This is a genomic window from Gordonia westfalica, from assembly GCF_900105725.1.
GTDB lineage: Bacteria > Actinomycetota > Actinomycetes > Mycobacteriales > Mycobacteriaceae > Gordonia > Gordonia westfalica.
The window spans coordinates 3,920,927-3,940,249 of sequence record NZ_FNLM01000034.1 but is presented as its reverse complement, the minus strand read 5'-3'; the positions used below and the strand labels follow the sequence as shown (position 1 = coordinate 3,940,249).

The window sequence follows — 19,323 nt, the reverse complement described above, 5'->3', positions numbered from 1 at the left end:
GGCGGCGATTGTGCTGAGAGTCAGGAACTCACCGCATGCGAGTCCGTCTTGCCCCATGCCGGGGAGTTCTCGATCGCCCCGATGATCCGCGGACGCAGTTCGTCTGCGCGGATGACCGCGTCGACCGAACCGACCTCGACGGCGCGCCGGATGCTGTGCACCTTGTCGAACTCGGCGGCGATCTCGCTGATCTTCTCGGCGCGGACCGACTGCCGGATGTCGGCGAGTTCGGCGTTCAGGCTCGAGCGATCGGTGCCGGAGGACTCGGCGACGCTCGTCTCGAGCTCGCGGACGCGAGGATCGGCGGCGACGCGCTTGGCGACCTCACCGGCGAACACGACCGCTGCGGCCGGCGCACCGCCGAGCACGGACGCGAACGAACCGTCGATGGCCAGGACGGTCATGTTCGGGTTCAGTGCCTTCGAGAACACCACGAACGCACCGCCGTGGTAGCGCGAGATCACGCAGAACACGATCGGGCCGCGGAAGTTGACGATCGCGCGGCCGATCTCGGCGCCGTACTCGAGCTGCAGCTTGCGCATCGACTCCGGTGAACCGTCGAAGCCCGACAGGTTCGCGAGTACGACGAGCGGACGGTTGCCGCTGGCCACGTTGATCGCCCGGGCCGCCTTCTTCGACGACTGCGGGAACAGGGTGCCCGCGGTGTAGGTGTCGGGTCCGTCGGTCGGCTTGTAGCCGCGACGCGCGACCTCGCGCGACTCGATGCCCAGCATGCACACCGGGATGCCGCCCAGGTGGACGTCGCAGACGACGGCCGTCTCGGCGTCGGCCATGCCGGCCCACCGTTCGAGGACCACATGGTCCTGATCGGCGACGGCGCGCATGACGGTGCGGATGTCGAAGGGCTTCTTGCGATCCGGGTTGTGCTGCGGCGAGAAGATCTGACCCACCGTGGTGAAGTCGCTGCCCGCGAGCACGTGCGGGTAGTCCGAGACGTCGCGCTCCGTCGGATCGGCGGTGACCGCACGACGCGGCGTGCGCTCACCCGGCAACACGTAGGTGTGCTCGTAGTGGGACATCAGGACATCCCGTGCCGCACCGAGATTCGGTGCCCAGTACTGCGCCTGACCGTTCGGCCCCATCACGCGGTCGAAACCGCCGATTCCGAAGTTGTCCTCGGCCGACACGCCGCCGGAGAAGTCCAGCGACTGCTTGCCGGTGAGGACCATCGCCGAATCCGGGGTCATGACCAGTATGCCCTTGGTGTGCATGAGCATCGTCGCCTCGGCGTTCCAGTAAGGCTGCGCACCGACGTTGATCCCCGCGACCACGATGTTGATCTCGCCGCCGTCCTGGGTGTACTCGACGACGCGCTTCAGCGCGCGGGCCACCCAGTCCATGTTCTCGGTACCGGAGTCCATCGAGATCCGGGCACCCGACGACAGTGCGTACCACTCGAGCGGCACCTGCATCTGCTCGGCGAGATCGAGGGCGGCGATGACCCGGCTGCACTCCGGTTCAGACAGTGCGCCAAGCGATTTCGTCGGATCGCCGAGCAGGACCACGCGGGCGACACCTTCGGGGAACTTCTCCGTCCGCGTGGTCACCACGCCGGCGACCATGGCGGCCGAGTTGCGACCCTTGGGACGGTCGACCGGGATCAGGCGATCCTCGGCGTCGAGGTCGTATTCGGTGAAATCACCGAGGATCTCGGCCAGCTCGTACGGGTACACGGTGTTGCGTGCCGCGGCGCGCTTGACCTTCTGGCGGTACTCGTCGACGGGCTCGATCGGCGCGTCGGAGGGTTCGCCGACCCGGACGTCGAACTCGCCGGTCGCGTTGAGCGAGAAGTGAACCGACACCTTGGTGAGTTCCCCGGTCTCGGGGTTGCGACGACGAGCGATCACCTGGACCTCTTCGAGGCCGATTCCCCGTGTGACACCACGGATGTGGTCGGCGATCAGGTCGAGGACGGCCGGATCGTCGTCGATCGGCGGCCACACGTAGAGGATGATCCGGTTGGTGCTCGACGGCCGGGCCGCACCGCGCTGGGCGCGGCGGATCGAATCCGCACACGAGGCGAGCGTCGACTCCGCGGTGGGCAGCGTCAGCAGGCGGCCGCCCGGCTCGCGGACCGCGGTGAGGTCGCGGACCTGGGCGAAGGCGATGAGTCGCTCGTCGGACGGGTTCTCCCTTGCGACACAACGGAAGAGATACACCTCTTCGTCGTCGGCCGACGGGAGCCGGGTGAGGTCGAACTTCCGTAGCCGCTCCATCTGCATCCGCTGCGCGATGTGCGGGTGCAGGCCGCGGATGAGACGTTCCTCCGCCATGCCCGTCGCGGACTGACGGAAGGTGACGTGGTGATGCATGCGCGCATCGCCGCTGCCGGCCACGGTGATCGTGACGCGGTGGACCTGCGGGGGGAGTGCGGCGTTCGAGACGATCTCGTGCAGCGTCTCGGCCAGCACGTCGAATCCGCTCGGTTGCTGCTCCCAGCTGAGGTAGACGTCGGCATCGACCGCGGCCGAGCCCCGGGCGAGTTCGCCGAGACCGTTCAGCGCCGACGGGAGTGCCGCGAAACCGACGGCCGCCGACATCAGGCTGCCGCCGTCGCGTTCGGCGACGACGAAGGTCGTTCCACCGGCGTCCTGGTTGCGGATGTCGGAGAGTCCCTTGTTGCCGTAGTAGCGGCGGGTCAGGACCTCGAGCATCACCTGGTTGTCGGTGGTGCCCCGCTCGATGCGCTGGCCGAGGAGACGGACCAGCGGTTCGGTGCTGCGCACCATGTTGTCGACGCGCTCGTCGCGGTCCGCGGCGTTCGGGTTCTCGTCGAGGTAGCGGAGTTGCTTGCGCACGTTGCTGTAGACGCGGGCGCGGTCGCGGAGCAGCAGCGGCTGGCCGTACCAGGCGTAGACGACGCCGCGGGCGAGGTCGGCGATGGCCGGGTAGCGCATCTGGGTCGCGGCGATGAGTCGATCGAGGGCGGGGCCCACGTCGTCGCGCAGCTCGTCGCGGGGAGTCGGCTCCTGCAGCCACTCACGCAGCAGGGTGCTGATGACGGTGACCGACCCGCTCGGGTTCTGCAGGGTCAGGAAGATGCGGAAGACCGCGGCCTCGAGTTCCGGTGTCCGGTCGAGTTCGGTGACCCCGTAGTGCCGCAGCGCCCGGCCGAGCTGATCGTGGAAGGCCGCGGGCAGGCCGTCTCGCTCGACGTCGAGGCTCTGTAGGTAGGTGTGGAAGTTCTCGCGGGCACTGTGGACGTGCTCGACGCCGAGTTCGTCGCTGGACGGCCGGTTCTGGCTCAGCTCGGCGAGGTCGGCGAACACGGTGATGAGTTCGAGCTCGTCGGCGAGGGGCCGGCGGCCGCTCGCCGTCGCGGCGCGACGCACCGCGAGGTACTCGTCGAGCAGACGGGTGCGGTCGTGGTTGTCGACGTCGAAGCCGAGGAGCTGCGCGCGCAGGTCCTCCTGCGTGCGGGTGGTGCGCTCGTCGGCCTCGACCTCGGGTTCGGCGGGCAACTCGATGTCGACGCCCGCGACCTCCTCCGGGGCCTCGTCGCCGTCGTCGTCGGCCAGCGGTTCGAGCCGCAGCAGCGTCGCGCCGGTCTCCACCTGGGTGCCGACCGACACCAGGCTCTCCTTGAGCCGCGACCGGACCGGTGCGCGGAGCACGGTCTCCATCTTCATGGACTCCAGGACCAGCACCGGTGCGCCGGCCTCGACCTCGTCGCCCACCTGCAGCGGTGTGGCGACGACCAGCGCGGGCGCCGGCGAGCGCACGACGCCGCCCTCGTCGCGGCTGACCCGGTGGGTGATGCCGTCGACGTCGACCAGGTGGACCGGTCCGTGGGTGTCGGTGACGAGACGGAATCGCTCACGGTTGACCACGAGCTGCGCGGCGTGGTCGTCGAAGCGTTCGAGCTCGACATCGGCGCTGCGGGTCTCGGTGCCGGCCTCGATGCTGACGCGGAAGCGGTGTGCACCGATCCGCGCGACGCGCACGCGGTAGGTGGCACCGCGCAGCTTCAGGTCGAGCGGTCGGCCGCTCTCGTGCTGGACCTGCGGCCGGCCACCCGAGGCGGTCGACATCAGACGCTGCTGTTCGACCTTCTCTTCCTCCTCGTAGGCGTCGATCGCCGCCGCGGTGAGCGCGATGGCCGAATGCTGGTTGGCGACGAGGCCGCCCTCGGCGCGGACCCGGTCGATCCAGCCGGTGTCGGCGCTGCCGTCGATGACCTCGGGCTGGTCGAGCAGCTCGAGCACGAAGGACTTGTTGGTGGCGCCACCGGCGATGATCACGCGGGTCTCGCGCATCGCCCGGCGCAGGCGGCCGAGCGCCTCGTCGCGGTCGCGGCCGTAGGCGATGATCTTGGCGATCATCGAGTCGAAGTCGGCGGGGATCGTGTCGCCCTCGCTCACGCCGGTGTCGACGCGGATACCCGGGCCGGCCGGCAGTTCGAGGAGATTGATGCGGCCCGGAGCCGGTGCGAAGTCGCGGTCCGGATCCTCCGCGTTGAGTCGGGCCTCGATGGCATGGCCGCGCTCCACCGGCGGCTCACCCTCGAGCTTGCCGCCGGAGGCGACGTGCAGCTGGGCGCGCACGAGGTCGAAGCCGTTGGTGATCTCGGTGATCGGGTGCTCGACCTGGAGACGGGTGTTGACCTCGAGGAAGGCGAACAGCTTCTCACCGGGGTGGTACAGGAACTCCACGGTCGCCGCGCCGCGGTACCCGACCGCGACGGCGAGCCGCTCGGCCGAGGCCTTCAGCTCGGCGACCTGCTCGTCGCCCAGGACCGGCGACGCCGACTCCTCGACGACCTTCTGGTTGCGACGCTGCACCGAGCAGTCGCGAACGCCGAGTGCCCATGCGGTGCCCTGACCGTCGGCGATGACCTGCACCTCGACGTGGCGCGCACCGGTGACGAGACGCTCCAGGAACACGACGCCGCTGCCGAACGCGCGGGCGGCCTCGTCGCGGGTGCGCTCGTAGGCGTCGCGCAGCTCGTCGTCGTTGTTGACCACGCGGATGCCGCGTCCGCCGCCGCCGGCGGTGGCCTTCAGCATCAGCGGGTAGCTGATGTCGGCGGCCGCGGTGAGCGCGTCGTCGATGGTGTCGACCGCGCCACGGCTCCACGGCGCGACGGGCACGCCGACTTCCTCGGCGATGAGCTTGGCGCCGATCTTGTCGCCGAGCTTGCGCATCGCGTCGGGCGACGGGCCGACGAAGGTGACGCCGATCCGCTCGCAGAGTTCGGCGAAGACGGGGTCCTCGGCGACGAAGCCCCAGCCGACCCACGCGGCGTCGGCGCCGGTCTCGAGCAGGGCGCGCTCGAGCACCTTCATGTTCAGGTAGGGGCGCGACGCCGCGGGACCCAGGTCGTAGGCGATGTCGGCTTCGCGCACGAATGTGGCGCTGGCGTCGACATCGGTGTGCAGGGCGATGACCTCGATCGGCTGCCCCGTCTCGGCGGACAGGCCACGGACGGCGTGGATGAGGCGCATGGCGGCCTCGCCACGGTTGACTATGGCGATTCGGGTGAACATCACCGACTCCTTCGGTTCGTCGTGCCGAGGGTGTTTTCGGCACACGCGAGGTGGTTCAACAGATCGATAGTTGCGGACCGAAGCCATTACGCGCGAGTACGGCGACACGCGTCGGCATCGGGTCGTCGTGGCCCGGCGGCTCGCCGTGATCGGGAACGCGCTGGATGGAGACCATTTCCGCTATCAGATCTTCCTACCGAAAAGACGCACGATTCGGTGCCGATCCGCGATCTCGATCCGCGGGATCCGTGCCTCGATGGCTGTGATCCGGGTCCTGGATCCGGGTCTGGACCGCGTTCGGCGTGACCCGGATCACGTCACGCGACGAAGAGGATCCAGCCGTATACGAGCAGACCGAACACCAGTACCCCGAGGTAGGCCCAACCGAGCCAGATCGCGACGTTCGCGAACGGCAGTCCGGTCTCCCGGGTGCTCCGGATCTGCGCCCGCGCGCGGTAGCCGAGTACGAGGCCGATCGGGAAGGTGATGCCCAATCCGGAGAGGATCAGGGCCCACACGGCCAAGCGATTGAGGCGTGGGCCGGACTGGGGAGCCACGTTGTCCTCCGGATCGTCCTCGATTGCTGGGGTGTTTGCAGAGTAGGCCTGGGGCACCGGCGTGAACGCCGTGCGGTCATCGGAGCCGGGTGTCTCGTCGTCGCGTCGCGTGGCGGTGGCCGAGCGGGTCGCAGCCGCCGGGGTGACGAACATGGTCGCGTCGGCCGAGTCAGGACGGCGCGGCTCGTCGGCCAGCGGATCCGGACGCGACTGAGGTGCTTCTGGACGCGAGGATGCGGGACCGGGTCGGCCGCCGAGGGCGTCCGGACGCGTCGGACCGGGGGGTCGTTGCGGCGGATTTCCTTGCGACGGAACCTGTTTGGTCGCCTGCGGGGACCCGCCGGGCGGCGGGCGGTGTCCGGCCGGGGGACGGCCGGGGGGATTCGTGGGTCCGGGATTGCCCGACGGATTGCCCGGGGCCGGGCGCGGACCCGGACCGGTCGTGTAGGCGCCGGCCGGACGAGGAGGAGCAACCGGGTCGCCGCCGGGCCGGGGACCGTTGGAACGGGGAGGTTGCGGTCGGGGTCCGCCCGGCTGACCGGGGCCGCCGGGAGGACGTGGACCACCGGGGGGCGGACCCGGACGCTGTGCAGGCGCCGGACCGCCGGGAGCCGGCCCACCGGACGAGGGCGGGAACGGTCCGCGGGGGCCGGGGCGGGCGGAGTCGGGTGCGTCACGGCCCCGCGGCGGGGACGGTGCGCTGATCGGGGCACTGGGCACGCGCTCCCACGGTGCGGTGCCGGAGGATCCGCCGGTGGGCGTCGGGCCCGGCGATCCGGCGATCGGACCCGGGCGGGTGGGCTCCGGGTCGCGGGACCGTGCGTCGTCGGACATCGACCACAGCTCGCGTGCCCGCTCGGACGCACCACCGCCGGAGGTGGGCGTGTTCGGAGAACGCTCGTCGTCTGAGGTCACGTGTTCAAATTACCCGTGGGCGCCGCCGACGCCCGGATGGACTGCCGGCGATGTCGTCACGAGGCCTGTGATTCGGTGCTCTCCGCGAGGGCCTCACGGACCTCTTCGACGCGGGGGACGGTTGGGGAGACCGGCGGCGGTTCCTGACGCGTACGTCGCAGGAGGACGGCGCCGACACCGGCGCCGAGCGCCGCTGCGAGCACGGTCAGTGCGACGACGAGGTAGTTCTTCGGCATGTCGACCAGAGTGCCAGCCCGGCCCCCGCGGATGCCACCTCAGACCCTGTGACGCTGCGCGCGTTTGTGCACCTGGGAGCCACGTCTTGACCATCGGATGCGGCACAAGTGGTTGGATGGAGGGGTGACCACTCAGAAAACCTCCGCAGTCATCCACACCAACCGCGGCGACATCAAGGTCGACCTGTTCCCGAACCACGCGCCGAAGACCGTCGAGAACTTCGTCGGCCTGGCGGACGGCAGCAAGGAATACAGCAAGCCGAACGCGTCCGGCGGCAACTCCGGCCCGTTCTACGACGGCTCGGTCTTCCACCGTGTGATCGCCGGCTTCATGATCCAGGGCGGCGACCCGACCGGCACCGGCATGGGCGGCCCCGGCTACCAGTTCGGTGACGAGTTCCACCCCGAGCTGCAGTTCGATCGTCCGTACCTGCTGGCCATGGCGAACGCCGGCCCGGGCACCAACGGTTCGCAGTTCTTCATCACCGTCGGCCCGACCCCGCACCTCAACCGTCGGCACAGCATCTTCGGTGAGGTCACCGACCCCGCGTCGCAGCAGGTCGTCGACGCGATCGCGACCACGTCGACCGATCGTCAGGATCGCCCGCTCGACGCCGTCGTCATCGAGAAGATCGAGGTCAACTGACTTCTCCGGAACACACCGCCCCACAACGGGCGGTGTGTTACCGGCATCCCGACCGTCCCACCGGCCTGTCCTGCAGCCGGTGCGGGCGGCCGGCCTGTCCGGAATGCCTTCGACCGGCGTCGGTCGGCCAGCATTGTCTCGAATGTCTTCGAGATGACGGCATCCAGCAGACGCCGGCCTTCGGTGATCGCAGGGTCCGGAGGATGGCGACCACCCGCCTGTCCGCCGGCAAGCCGTACGTCACCTACACCCTGATCGGGATCAACATCCTGATCTTCCTCCTGTGTGCTGTGCAGGCCGGAAGCTTCGGCGACCCCGGGGCCGCCACGATCTTCAGCGCCGGAGATCTGCTCAAGAGCGATGTCGCCGCCGGTGAGTACTGGCGCCTGCTGACGTCCGGCTTTTTGCATTTCAGCGTCATGCACGTGGCCGTCAACATGCTCTCGCTCTACATCCTGGGTCGCGACCTCGAACTCGCGCTCGGCATGTTCCGCTACCTGGCGGTCTATCTGATCGCCTTGCTGGGCGGCAGTGCCGCCGTCATGCTCTTCGAGAACGACCGTGCTCTCACCGCGGGTGCCTCCGGCGCCATCTACGGGCTGATGGGCGCGATGCTGGTGATCATCCTCAAGGCCCGCGTCTCGCCGGTGCCGGTGCTTCTGATCATCGGGTTCAACGTGGTGCTGTCGTTCTCGCTGCCCGGGATCTCCGTCCTCGGGCACCTCGGTGGTCTCGCCTTCGGCGCCGCGGCCACCGCATCCATCGTCTATCTGCCCGGCATCGCCCTGCCGGAGGGGCGTCGGACCCCGCAGGCGGCGAGTCAGGTGGGCTGGATCGCCCTCGGCGTGCTCTTCGTCGTCGCGCTCGGTCTCGGTGTCGCCGGCGGCATCACCTACGACGGGCTGACCTACATCCGCTGACGTTCAGGCGTCGACGTCGCGCGGCCGGGACGTCACCGGTCGTCGTCGACGCGGAATCCCGCTGCGCGGAGCTCGTCGACGACCGAGATGAGATCGGTCCCCAGATCCCACCGGCTGAAGACGAGTAGCCGGGCGTCGTCGGAGAATCCGCCATCCGGTCCGCCCGGCTCCGCGTCGTCGTCCAGGACGTCCATCTCGAGCTGTCCGACCCGACGCCCGACGCGGCGCATCGACAACAGCCGGATGCGTTCGACGCGGTCGGGCGTGTAGCTGCGCCGCCCGGTCAGACTGCGGACGGTCAGCGTGGCCGGATTCCCGGGGGAGAGTTCGAGGCGCGGCCGGACGATCAGGGTGTAGGCGCCCAGGCCGACGAGCAGTACGCCGGCGATCCCCATGAGCACAGACCCGGCGGGGTCGTTGGCCACCAGGATCGCGCCGCCGAGCAGGATCAGGCCTCCGACGCAGCCGGCGATCCCGGCTCCGACGGGTGTCGACCAGGAGCGTGTTGATGGGTCGACGGAGTTATCCACAGGAGTTACTCACAGTGGGGACTACTTACACACATGTTATTTCCACAGTGTGGATAACTTACACACATGTATTTTCCCTGGTCAGGATGGTTCATACGGCGAACAACTGTGGATGGAGCACTGTGGATGGGATCAGCGCCACCGCATGGTCATCAACAGGCCGGCCACCATCAGGGAGAAGCCGATGAGGAAGTTCCAGGAGTTGAGTTCGGCCATCCAGTGGAGGACCTGACCCTCGGCGCCGTACGCGGTGGGCGTGGCGGCGAGGTAGTAGACGACGAGCCAGGCGAGCCCGAGGAGCATCAGGCCGAGCATCACGCTCACGTAGATGGTGCTGGAGGCGCCGGCCTTGACCTTGACCGGAGTCCGGCTCGCGGTGTTGATCGTGTAATCGGTCTTCTTGCGGACTTTTGACTTCGGCATGACATCCTCTGTTGTGCTCTACCGCGGCAGCGGTCGTACGCGTGTGCCCTCCGGTCGCGATCATCGCGTCGACGATCGGCCCAGGGCCTTCAAACACTCGACTTCTACGGTATCTCACCAGGTCGCTGACCGAGCCACCCGCTTTCGGCGGTAGCCTTTTGTCCGTGAGTCGCATCCTGGTCATCGACAACTACGACAGCTTCGTCTACAACCTGGTCCAGTACCTGGGTCAGCTCGGTGTCGAGGCCGTCGTGTGGCGCAACGACGACCCGCGGCTGACCCCGTTCGACACCGAGCATCTGCGGGAGGCCGTCGCCGGATTCGACGGTGTGCTGCTCAGCCCCGGACCCGGCACCCCTCAGCGCGCCGGTGCGACGATGCCCATGGTCGAGGTGGCCGCCGCCGAAGAGCTCCCGCTGCTGGGTGTGTGCCTGGGTCATCAGGCGATCGGCGCGGCTTTCGGCGGAACCGTCGACCGCGCGCCCGAACTCCTGCACGGCAAGACCTCACTGGTGTTCCACGACGACAAGGGCGTGCTCGCCGGCCTCCCGGATCCGTTCACCGCCACCCGGTACCACTCGCTGACGGTGCTGCCCGAGACGATCCCCGACGAACTCGTCGTCACCGGACGTACCGAGTCGGGCATCGTGATGGCGATGGCCCACCGCGAGCTACCCATCCACGGCGTCCAGTTCCACCCGGAGAGCGTCCTCACCGAAGGCGGTCACCGGATGCTCGCCAACTGGCTCAAGACCTGCGGCATCGACGTCGACGAGGCTCGAGTCGCAGCGCTCGAGGCGGAGATGGCCAGCGCGGTCGGCTGATGCCGACTTCTCTGCTGTCGGACGCGACTTCACTGCTGTCTGACGCCGACTTCTCCGCTGTCGGACGCGACTTCACTGCTGTCTGACGCCGACTTCTCTGCTGTCTGAGGTGCGAGGAGCGAAAGCGACGAGCCACGAAGACCTGGTGAGATGACGTCGGCAGCCCTTCGTGGCTCGCTTCGCTCGCACCTCAGGGAGCAGATGGTCGCGCGCTCGCACCTCAGGGAGCAGATGGTCGCACGCTCGCACCTGAAGGGAGCAGGTGGTCGAACGCTCGCACCTGAAGGAGCGAGAGCCGTCAGTTCGGCAGCAGGCTGGCCTGACCGACGATGATCGTGATGGCGCCGCTCTTGCGCGCCTTGGAGCCCACCGGCGGGTCCTGTCCGACGACTCGCCCGTTGTCGGGACTGTTCAGCGGCACGTTCCGGGTCTGACGCGTCAGCGTCGACCGTTCCCACCCGGCCTGCTCCAGGGATGCCTGGGCCTCGGCGGGGGTCTTGCCGCGCAGGTTCGGGACGGTGAACAGATTGCCCCGGGACACCGAGATCTGCACCGTGCTGCCCTGCTCGGCCGTCGACCCGGGTCCCGGCGAGGTGGAGATGACCTCGCCGGCCGGCTGATCGGAGTCGACCGCGACCACGTCGACCACCATGCCCAGGTCCTCGAGAACCGCGCGAGCACGATCGCCCGGCATCCCCACGACGTCGCGGACGGTGACCTCCCTGGGGCCGTTGCCCACGTTGAGGACCACCGCGCCGTTGACCGGCACCTCGGTGCCGATCTTCGGTGCGGTCGAGACGACCTTCTCCTTCATCTCGACCGTCGAGTCGACACGTTCGGTCTTGACGTTGGTGAACCCGAGCACCTTGAGGGCGTCGAGCGCCTCGGCAGGCGTCTTCCCGACCAGGTCAGAGGGTATTCGGTGGCGTTGCGGTCCGGCCGAGATGTACAGCGCGACCTCGGATCCCTCCGCCGCCAGGACACCTTCGCCCGGCGTCGACCTGGTTGCGAGTCCGGCTCCGACGTCGAGGCTGGGTTCCTCGAGTAACCGCACCTCGAAACCGGCGCGTTCCAGCGACGACTGCGCGTCCTCGGAACTGAGGCCGGCGACCGCGGGCACGGTGACGTCGGGATTGGCGTCCGAGCTCCACGGGGACCACAGGAACAGCGTGCCGACGAGCAGCACCACGGCGGCGATCGCGCCGGCCATCAGCCAGCGGGACCTGCGGCGTGGCGGCTCGTCGTCGCCGTCGCCCGGGTATGCGGCATCGCGTCGATGGTTGCCGCCGGCACGGGTGGGGATGGCGCGCCGCGGTCCGGTCGTCTCCGGACGGGTGGGGCGTCGTGGACCGGTGTCGATGAACTCGGTCCGCTCCTCGTCGGTGAGCAGCATCGGCGCCGCCGGCTTCCCGCCGGCGAGCACCCGGATCAGATCGGCCCGCAGATCCGCGGCCGACTGGTATCGGTTCTCCTTGTTCTTGCTCATCGCCTTGAGCACGACGGAATCGAGTTCGCGCGGGATCTCGGGGCGCACGTGCGACGGCCACGGCGGGTCCTCGTGCACGTGCTGATGGGCGACCGCGACCGGCGAGTCACCGGTGAACGGCGGCTCCCCGGTGAGCAGTTCGAACAGCACACAGCCCATCGAGTAGATGTCGCTGCGCGGGTCGACCTTGATGCCGCGGGCCTGTTCCGGCGACAGATACTGGGCGGTGCCCATCACCGCGGAGGTCTGCGTCATCGTCGACGTCGAGTCGCTCATCGCGCGGGCGATGCCGAAGTCCATCACCTTCACCGCGCCGGACTTGTCGATCATGACGTTCGCCGGCTTCATGTCGCGGTGCACGATGCCGTTGCGATGGGAGAAGTCCATCGCCGCCGCGACGTCGGCCATCCAGGTCATCGCCTGCCGTGGGGCGATCGGGCCGTTGGCGCGCAACACATCTCGCAGGGTGTCGCCGTCGACGTACTCCATCACGATGAACGGCAGCGGGCCGTCCTCGGTCTCGGCCTCGCCGGTGTCGAAGACCTGCACGATCGTCGGGTGGTTCAGCTTCGCCGCATTCTGGGCCTCACGACGGAAGCGCAGGTAGAACGACGGATCGCGCGCGAGGTCTGCTCGCAGGACCTTGACCGCCACATCCCGGTGCAGCACCAGATCCCGGGCATAGTGCACCTCGGACATGCCACCGAAACCCAGCGTTTCGCCGAGTTCGTAGCGGTCGGAGAGGTGGTGTGGTGTCGTCATCTGCCTTGGGTCAGCCTGGGATCTCAGCTCAGAACGGTGGTCGGACGTGGTATCAGCATGCCCGGCGAACTAGCACAGCGGGAACGGCACGCCGGGGAAACAGGGAGTCCCGGTGGCGGCGCCGGTGTCCGTCGTCTCCTCGGAGGTGGGCGGCGGCGCTGTTGTGGTGGTCTGCGTCGTCGTCTCCTCGCTGGTCGTGGTCGTCTCCTCGCTCGTGGTGGTGCGGGTCGGGCGACGAGTGGTCGTGGTCTCCACGGGCTCCTGCGTCGGGACCACCGTGGTGGTCCGGGTGACCGCCGACGAGGTCGACGGAGTAGAGGGCGCGGCATCGTCGCCGCCGCTGCTGACCAGGTAGAAACCGATCAGGCCGATCGCACCGATGAGCAGTGCGGCGGCCACGCCGGCGAGGACCTTCTGGCCCGTCGTCCAACTGTTGTCCGGTGGCGGCGCCACTGCGGTCCGTGACGTGGGACGCGGGGTCACGGGACGGGAGGCGGTACCCGGCGCGGTCGTGGCGCGGGTGGCGACGGTGTTGCCCAGCGCCGCGGCACCGGCAGCACCTGCTGCCGCCCCGGCGATCGCGCCCGGACGCGGGGGCCGGCGACCAGCGCGCACAGCGGCCACCGCGTCGGCGAACTCGCCTCCGCTGGCGTACCGCTGGCGCGGATCCTTGGCCATCGTGATCTCGATGAGTTCACGGACACCCGACGGCAGGTTCGACGGCAGCGGCGGCGGCGATTCGCGGATGTGCTTCATCGCCACCGTGATGGCGCCGTCGCCGAGGAACGGACGACGACCGGTGAGGGCCTCGTAGCCCACGACGCCGAGAGAGTAAACGTCGGACGCGGCGGTCGCCTCGTCGCCGGTGGCCTGTTCGGGCGAGATGTACTGGGCGGTGCCCATCACCATGCCGGTCTTGGTGACCGGTGCGGAGTCGACGGCCTTGGCGATACCGAAGTCGGTGATCTTCACCTGTCCGGTCGGCGTGATCAGGATGTTGCCCGGCTTGACGTCGCGGTGGACCAGACCCTGGCTGTGCGCGGCCTGCAGCGCCCGGCCGGTCTGCTCGAGCATGTCGAGCGTGTTGGTCAGCGAGAGCCGGCCGAGTCGGGAGATCACCGAGTTCAGCGGCTCGCCGTCGACGAGTTCCATCACCAGGTACGCCAGCGGGTCGCCGCCGTTGTAGTCCGGGGTCTCGCCGTAGTCGAAGACGTTGGCGATGCCCGGGTTGTTGAGCTTCGCGGTGGTCTGCGCCTCGGCGCGGAACCGGGCGATGAACTCCGGGTCGCTCGTGTACTCGGCCTTGAGGACCTTGACGGCGACACGACGGTTCAGTCGCGTGTCGAGGGCTTCCCAGACCTGGCCCATGCCGCCGGTCGCGATCAGGCGGATGAGCCGGTAACGATCACCGATGGTGGTGCCGTTCTGCAGGGTCATCGACTGCCACCTCCCACCAGTGAGTTGATAACTTCTCGTCCGATCGGCGCGGCGACGGTCCCGCCGACCGAATCCGCACCGAATTGTCCATTCTCCACCACCACGGCCACCGCGATCTGTGCGTTCGACGACGGACCGAACGCGATGTACCAGGAGTACGGGGTGTCGGTGCTCGAACCGCTCTCCGCGGTGCCGGTCTTCGACGCGATCGCCACCGGTCCGCCGGCACCCGAGGTGGAGCGCTCGGACTCGATCATCATCGATGTCAGCTCGGCCGCCTGCTCGGGGGTGATCGGCTTGTTGGCGGTGGTCGGCGGTGTGGTCTGCAACGTCCGCAGATCCGCTGATTGAAGCTTATCGACCAGGTACGGCTGCATTCGCACCCCTCCGTTGGCGACGGTCGCCGCGATCATGGCGTTCTGCAGCGGGGTCAGCCGCACGTCACGCTGTCCGATGGATGCCTGAGCGAGCACGTCGAGCGACGGAATCGGACCCACGGTCGAGTCGGCGACCGGCATCGGGATGTCCGGGCCGGGCTGATCGAGGCCGAACAGGCTCGCGGTCTCGGTGAACTTGGGGATCGCGTCCGACATCTTCTCGGTCACCAGTTCGGCGAACGCGGTGTTGCACGAGTACTTGAACGCCGTCTCGAGTGACACGGTCCCGCCGGAGGAGCCGGGGCAGGCTTGGCCGCCGTAGTTCGGCAGGGACACGTTGGTGCCCGGCAGCGGGAAACTCGGCGCCGCGGTCAGGCGGATGCCCGGGGTGATGTTGTCGCGCAGGGCGGCCGCCGAGGTGACGACCTTGAAGGTCGATCCCGGCGGATACAGCTGGTTGATCGCGCGGTTCAGCATCGGTTGGGCGGTGTCGCCCGGACGGTTCCAGGCCTCCCAGCTGCTCTCGCGAACTTCCTGGTCGTGGCTGGCGAGCTTGTTGGGGTCATAGCTCGGGGTCGAGACCATCGCCAGGATCTTGCCGGTGTTGGGCTGCAGCGCCACGACGGAGCCGCGGCACGGTCCGTCGCACGGCCCGTTGAGCATGGCGCGGTACGCGGCCTGCTGGACCTTCGGGTTGATCGTCGTGACCACGTTGCCGCCGCGGGGGTCGCGGCCGGAGAACATGTCCATGAACCGCTGTCCGAAGAGCCGGTCGTCGGAGCCGTTGAGGATGGAGTTCTCGTAGTGCTCGATCTGGCTGGCGAGGTACTGGAACGAGTAGTACCCGGTTACCGGTGCGAACGCCTCGGCGCCTTCCCGCGGGTACTGCCGGAGGAACTTCAGGCGGCTGTCGATGGGCACCGACAGCGCGATCACGGTGCCGTCGGAGGTGGTGATCAGGCCACGCTGCCGCGAGTACTCGTCGAGCAGGACCCGGTTGTTGCGCGGGTCGGTCTTCAGGGCGTCGGCCTTGAAGACCTGGACGTAGGTGGCGTTGGCCAGCAGCGCGACGATCATCACGATCACCGCGAGCGACACATTGCGGATCGGTTTGTTCATCGGCGCTTCACCACCTGGGTGGGCAGCGCGTCGACCGGCTTGGCCGCCGTCCGCTTCTTCACCGGATCGGGTTCGCGGGCGGCGTTGGAGATGCGGATCAGCAGCGCGACGAGGATGTAGTTGGCCAGCAACGACGAGCCGCCGTACGACAGGAACGGCGTCGTCAGACCGGTCAGCGGGATGAGCTTGGTGACGCCGCCGACGACGACGAAGATCTGCATGGCGATGGTGAACGCCAGGCCCGTCGCGAGGAGCTTGCCGAAGCTGTCGCGGACGGCGATGCCGGTGCGCAGACCGCGGTGGATGAACACCATGTAGAGCAGCAGGATCGCGGTGAGGCCGGCGAGCCCGAGCTCCTCACCGATGGTCGAGATGATGAAGTCGGTGTTGGCGAACGGGACGATGTTGGGTCGCCCGGATCCGAGGCCGGTGCCGAACAGGCCGCCCGTGGCCAGGCCGAACAGGCTCTGACCGATCTGGTAGCCCGAGCCGTCGAAGTCCTCGAAGGGGTTGAGCCACACCGAGACACGGGTCTGCAGGTGGGAGAAGATCGACCACGCCAGCACGGCGCCGATGGCGAACAGGCCGATGCCGAGGACGAGCCATTCGACGCGGGACGTGGCCACGTAGAGCATCGTCAGGATCGTCGCGAAGATCAGCAGCGAGGTGCCGAGGTCCTTCTGGACCACCATCACCGCGATGGCGATGGCCCACGCGGCGATCAGCGGGCCGAGGTCGCGGGCGCGCGGCAGGTCGACGCCGAGGACGTGCGGACCCGCGGTGATGAACAGGTCGCGCTTCGACACCAGGACCGCCGCGGCGAAGATGATGATCAGGATCTTCGAGAACTCGCTCGGCTGGATCGAGAAGAACGGCGTGATGATCCAGTTCTTCGATCCGTTGATCTCCGAGAACGCGCTCGGCAGGATCGCCGGGATGATCAGGAAGATCAGTCCACCGAGGCCGAGGGTGTAGGCGTACCGCGACAGCGTGCGGTGATCCCGGATGAGGATCAGCACCGCCGAGAACGCGATGATCCCGAGTCCGGCCCACAGCAGCTGTTGATCGGCGTTGTTCGTGGCCTGGGTCGGATTGATCGACTCACCGGTGTTTCCCGACCCGAGGTCGAGGCGGTGGATCAGCACGAGCCCGAGTCCGTTGAGCACGGCGACGACCGGCAGCAGGATGGGGTCGGCGTGCGGCGCATAGCGTCGTACGACCAGGTGGGCGATCCCGAACAGCGCCGTGTACGCGGCGACGTACTTGAAGATGTCCCACGTCAGGTTCTGGCCCTGGGCCGCCTGGACGATGAGCAGGGCCACGGTCACCAGGCCGATGGCGAACACCAGCAGGAGCAGCTCGGCGTTCCGGCCGGTACTCGTCGCGGGCTCGCGAGGCGGGGCGTGCGGGGCGGGCGCGGCTTGAGTCATCTCACCTGCTGCCGGCAGCTGGTACCGGCGTCCTGTGGAGGTGCTGGCTTCTCGGCGGGTGCGGCGCCCGGCGCGGGCGGGGCCACGGACTCGGTGGCGCCGCGCTGCGGGATCCCGGTGGGTCCGGCGGTGGCCCGGGGAGCGGGCGGCACACTCGACGCCGGGGGCGGCGGGGTCGCCGACGACGGCGCAGGCGGGGGAGTGGACGAGGGAGCGTTGTCGCAGCGGAAGGTGAGCTCCTTGGTCACCACGCCTTCGATCTCCTCGGCGGTGCGATCGCGGATCATCACGTTCTTGACCGACTGGGCCGGCCCGGACACCAGGTCGTCGACGTTGAGCGGGACCTCGCAGGTGCCGTCGTACGGGATGAAGGTGTAGGTGGGCTTCTCCTGGTCGAGGTCCTCGACGCACACGCGGGTGACCGGCTTGCTCATCGACACGAACAGGAAGTCGGCGGGCGAACCCTGGTGGATCACGACGTCGCCGTCGGAGTCGGCGGCCACGTAGTAGTTGCTCTCCACGATCGAGCGGACGACGAAGAATCCGGCGACCAGTGCGACGACGACGGCGAGTACGACACCGACCGCAAGCCACCGGCGCCAGGTGCTCTTGTGCTGGTGCGGCTCGTGGTCCTCGGTCAGCACCGTCGGACGCTGCGGCTCGGCGGGCGGCGGACGCAGCGCGGCGGCGCGCCCGGCAGCGGTCGCGGGGTCGGGGGTGTAGTGCTCTTCGTTGCCGCCGGCGGCGCCGCCGACGATCGGGCGCGAGTCGCCGTACTCCGTGTCGACGACGTCGGCGAGGACGACGGTCACGTTGTCCGGTCCGCCGCCGCGCAGCGCGAGCTCGATGAGGCGGTCGGCGCACTCTTTCGGATCGGCGATGGATCCGAGGGTCTCGGCGAGGGTCTCCTCGCTGACGACGTCGGAGAGACCGTCGCTGCAGAGCATGTACCGGTCGCCGGCGCGCGCCTCACGCATGGTGAGCGTCGGCTCGACCTCGGCGCCGGTCAGCGCCCGCATGATCAGCGACCGCTGCGGGTGCGTGTGTGCCTGTTCGGCGGTGATCCGGCCTTCGTCGACGAGCGTCTGCACGAAGGTGTCGTCGCGGGTGATCTGGGTGAGCACACCGTCGCGGAACATGTAGCCGCGTGAATCGCCGATGTGGCACAGTCCGATTCGGCTGCCGGCGAAGAGGATGGCGGTGAGGGTGGTGCCCATGCCGTCGAGTTCGGGTGCCTCGTGGACCTGTGCGGCGATGGCCTCGTTGCCTGCCCGGGTGGCGCGATCGAGGTGACTCAACAGGTCGCCGCCGGGCTCGTCCTCGTCGAGTTCGGAGAGAGCGCGGATGACGAGTTGGCTGGCGACCTCGCCTGCCGCGTGTCCGCCCATGCCGTCGGCGAGTGCGAGCAGGCGCGGGCCGGCGTAGAAGGAGTCCTCGTTGTTGGACCGGACGAGACCGCGGTCGCTGCGCGCGATGTAGCGCAACACAAGTGTCACGGGCGCAACTCGATCACGGTCTTGCCGATGCGGATCGGCGTGTTCAGCGGGACCTTGACGGCAGTCGTCACCTTGGACCGGTCGAGATAGGTGCCGTTGGTCGAACCGAGGTCTTCGACGTACCAGTCGTCACCCCGCCGCGAGAGACGTGCGTGACGTTCGGAGGCGTAATCGTCGGTGAGGACCAGGGTCGAATCATCGGCACGGCCGAGCAGCACCGGCTGCTGACCGAGGCTGATGCGGGTGTTGGCCAACGCGCCGTGCGTCACGACCAGGTAGCGCGCCGCGCCTCGTACCCCGCCGCCGCGTCGACGCTTCTCCGCGCCGCCCGAGTAGCGCGGAATCCGCATGCCACCGGCCGACGCGATGTCGGCGCGCAGGGTCCGGATCACGGCGAAGACGAACAACCACAGCAACAGCAGGAACCCGATACGGGTCAGTTGCAGCACCAAGCCCTGCATGTCTTGCGTTCACCTCCAGCGCCGTCACATCTCGGTCCGGTAGTACTCGGCAGAGCCGTACCGGGGGCGGGTGTCGATCTCATTGCCGATCGCAACCGGCGGACCCGTGTGCATCTTATGGGCAGTTCCGGCGAACCCGGTCATTCACATATGACAGTTCAGTATCAACCGCCCGGATACGGTCCATCCGATCCCTC

General features: G+C 68.6%; 14 protein-coding genes. 3 read left to right on the top strand and 11 right to left on the bottom strand.

What is annotated here, in order from left to right:
• Positions 1-20: 20 nt before the first annotated feature.
• The 3 genes from BLU62_RS23505 to BLU62_RS23495 all read right to left on the bottom strand — a co-directional run bounded on the left by BLU62_RS23505 (position 21) and on the right by BLU62_RS23495 (position 7,215).
• Positions 21-5,507: an ATP-binding protein gene (locus tag BLU62_RS23505; RefSeq protein ID WP_074853208.1), complete on the bottom strand. Its 5,487-nt coding sequence runs from the start codon at positions 5,505-5,507 to the stop codon at positions 21-23.
• Between the two features lie 317 nt (positions 5,508-5,824).
• On the bottom strand, positions 5,825-6,979 hold the full coding sequence (locus BLU62_RS33990; protein ID WP_244278298.1) for a DUF4190 domain-containing protein: 1,155 nt from the start codon (positions 6,977-6,979) through the stop codon (positions 5,825-5,827).
• A gap of 56 nt (positions 6,980-7,035) precedes the next feature.
• Entirely contained in the window at positions 7,036-7,215 is a 180-nt protein-coding gene (locus BLU62_RS23495) for a hypothetical protein (RefSeq protein WP_074852295.1), read from the bottom strand.
• Positions 7,216-7,339: 124 nt separating this feature from the next.
• On the opposite strand from BLU62_RS23495, the gene BLU62_RS23490 reads away from it, so the two are divergent.
• Together BLU62_RS23490 and BLU62_RS23485 are read left to right on the top strand one after the other, a co-directional pair.
• Positions 7,340-7,861, top strand: coding sequence for a peptidylprolyl isomerase (locus BLU62_RS23490; protein ID WP_006437485.1), 522 nt, complete (start codon positions 7,340-7,342; stop codon positions 7,859-7,861).
• 203 nt (positions 7,862-8,064) lie between these two features.
• Entirely contained in the window at positions 8,065-8,781 is a 717-nt protein-coding gene (locus tag BLU62_RS23485) for a rhomboid family intramembrane serine protease (RefSeq protein WP_074852294.1), read from the top strand.
• Positions 8,782-8,813: 32 nt separating this feature from the next.
• On the opposite strand, the gene BLU62_RS23480 is transcribed toward BLU62_RS23485, so the two are convergent.
• Positions 8,814-9,311, bottom strand: coding sequence for a PH domain-containing protein (locus BLU62_RS23480; RefSeq protein WP_074852293.1), 498 nt, complete (start codon positions 9,309-9,311; stop codon positions 8,814-8,816).
• A 132-nt stretch (positions 9,312-9,443) separates the two neighbouring features.
• The gene (gene crgA, locus BLU62_RS23475; protein WP_005200426.1) at positions 9,444-9,734 is read right to left on the bottom strand and encodes a cell division protein CrgA; all 291 of its coding nucleotides are present in this window, start codon (positions 9,732-9,734) and stop codon (positions 9,444-9,446) included.
• 164 nt (positions 9,735-9,898) lie between these two features.
• On the opposite strand from crgA, the gene BLU62_RS23470 reads away from it, so the two are divergent.
• Entirely contained in the window at positions 9,899-10,558 is a 660-nt protein-coding gene (locus tag BLU62_RS23470; protein WP_074852292.1) for an aminodeoxychorismate/anthranilate synthase component II, read from the top strand.
• 298 nt (positions 10,559-10,856) lie between these two features.
• Here BLU62_RS23470 and pknB read toward each other — a convergent pair whose 3' ends face one another.
• From pknB to BLU62_RS23440, 6 genes are all read right to left on the bottom strand, one after another.
• On the bottom strand, positions 10,857-12,806 hold the full coding sequence (pknB, locus tag BLU62_RS23465) for a Stk1 family PASTA domain-containing Ser/Thr kinase (protein WP_074852291.1): 1,950 nt from the start codon (positions 12,804-12,806) through the stop codon (positions 10,857-10,859).
• 69 nt (positions 12,807-12,875) lie between these two features.
• Positions 12,876-14,243 (bottom strand): protein kinase domain-containing protein, encoded by a 1,368-nt coding sequence (locus BLU62_RS23460; protein ID WP_074852290.1) that lies wholly within the window; start codon positions 14,241-14,243, stop codon positions 12,876-12,878.
• A complete protein-coding gene (locus BLU62_RS23455) occupies positions 14,240-15,739 on the bottom strand; it encodes a peptidoglycan D,D-transpeptidase FtsI family protein (protein ID WP_074852289.1) in 1,500 nt (499 codons plus the stop codon). Before BLU62_RS23455 ends, BLU62_RS23460 begins: the two co-directional genes overlap by 4 nt.
• Positions 15,736-17,169, bottom strand: coding sequence for an FtsW/RodA/SpoVE family cell cycle protein (locus BLU62_RS23450; protein ID WP_074852288.1), 1,434 nt, complete (start codon positions 17,167-17,169; stop codon positions 15,736-15,738). Before BLU62_RS23450 ends, BLU62_RS23455 begins: the two co-directional genes overlap by 4 nt.
• Positions 17,166-18,665, bottom strand: a complete 1,500-nt coding sequence (locus tag BLU62_RS23445; protein ID WP_074852287.1) for a PP2C family protein-serine/threonine phosphatase — start codon at positions 18,663-18,665, stop codon at positions 17,166-17,168. Before BLU62_RS23445 ends, BLU62_RS23450 begins: the two co-directional genes overlap by 4 nt.
• The gene (locus BLU62_RS23440; RefSeq protein WP_074852286.1) at positions 18,662-19,126 is read right to left on the bottom strand and encodes an FHA domain-containing protein FhaB/FipA; all 465 of its coding nucleotides are present in this window, start codon (positions 19,124-19,126) and stop codon (positions 18,662-18,664) included. The genes BLU62_RS23445 and BLU62_RS23440 overlap by 4 nt, the downstream gene beginning before the upstream one ends.
• Positions 19,127-19,323: the final 197 nt, after the last annotated feature.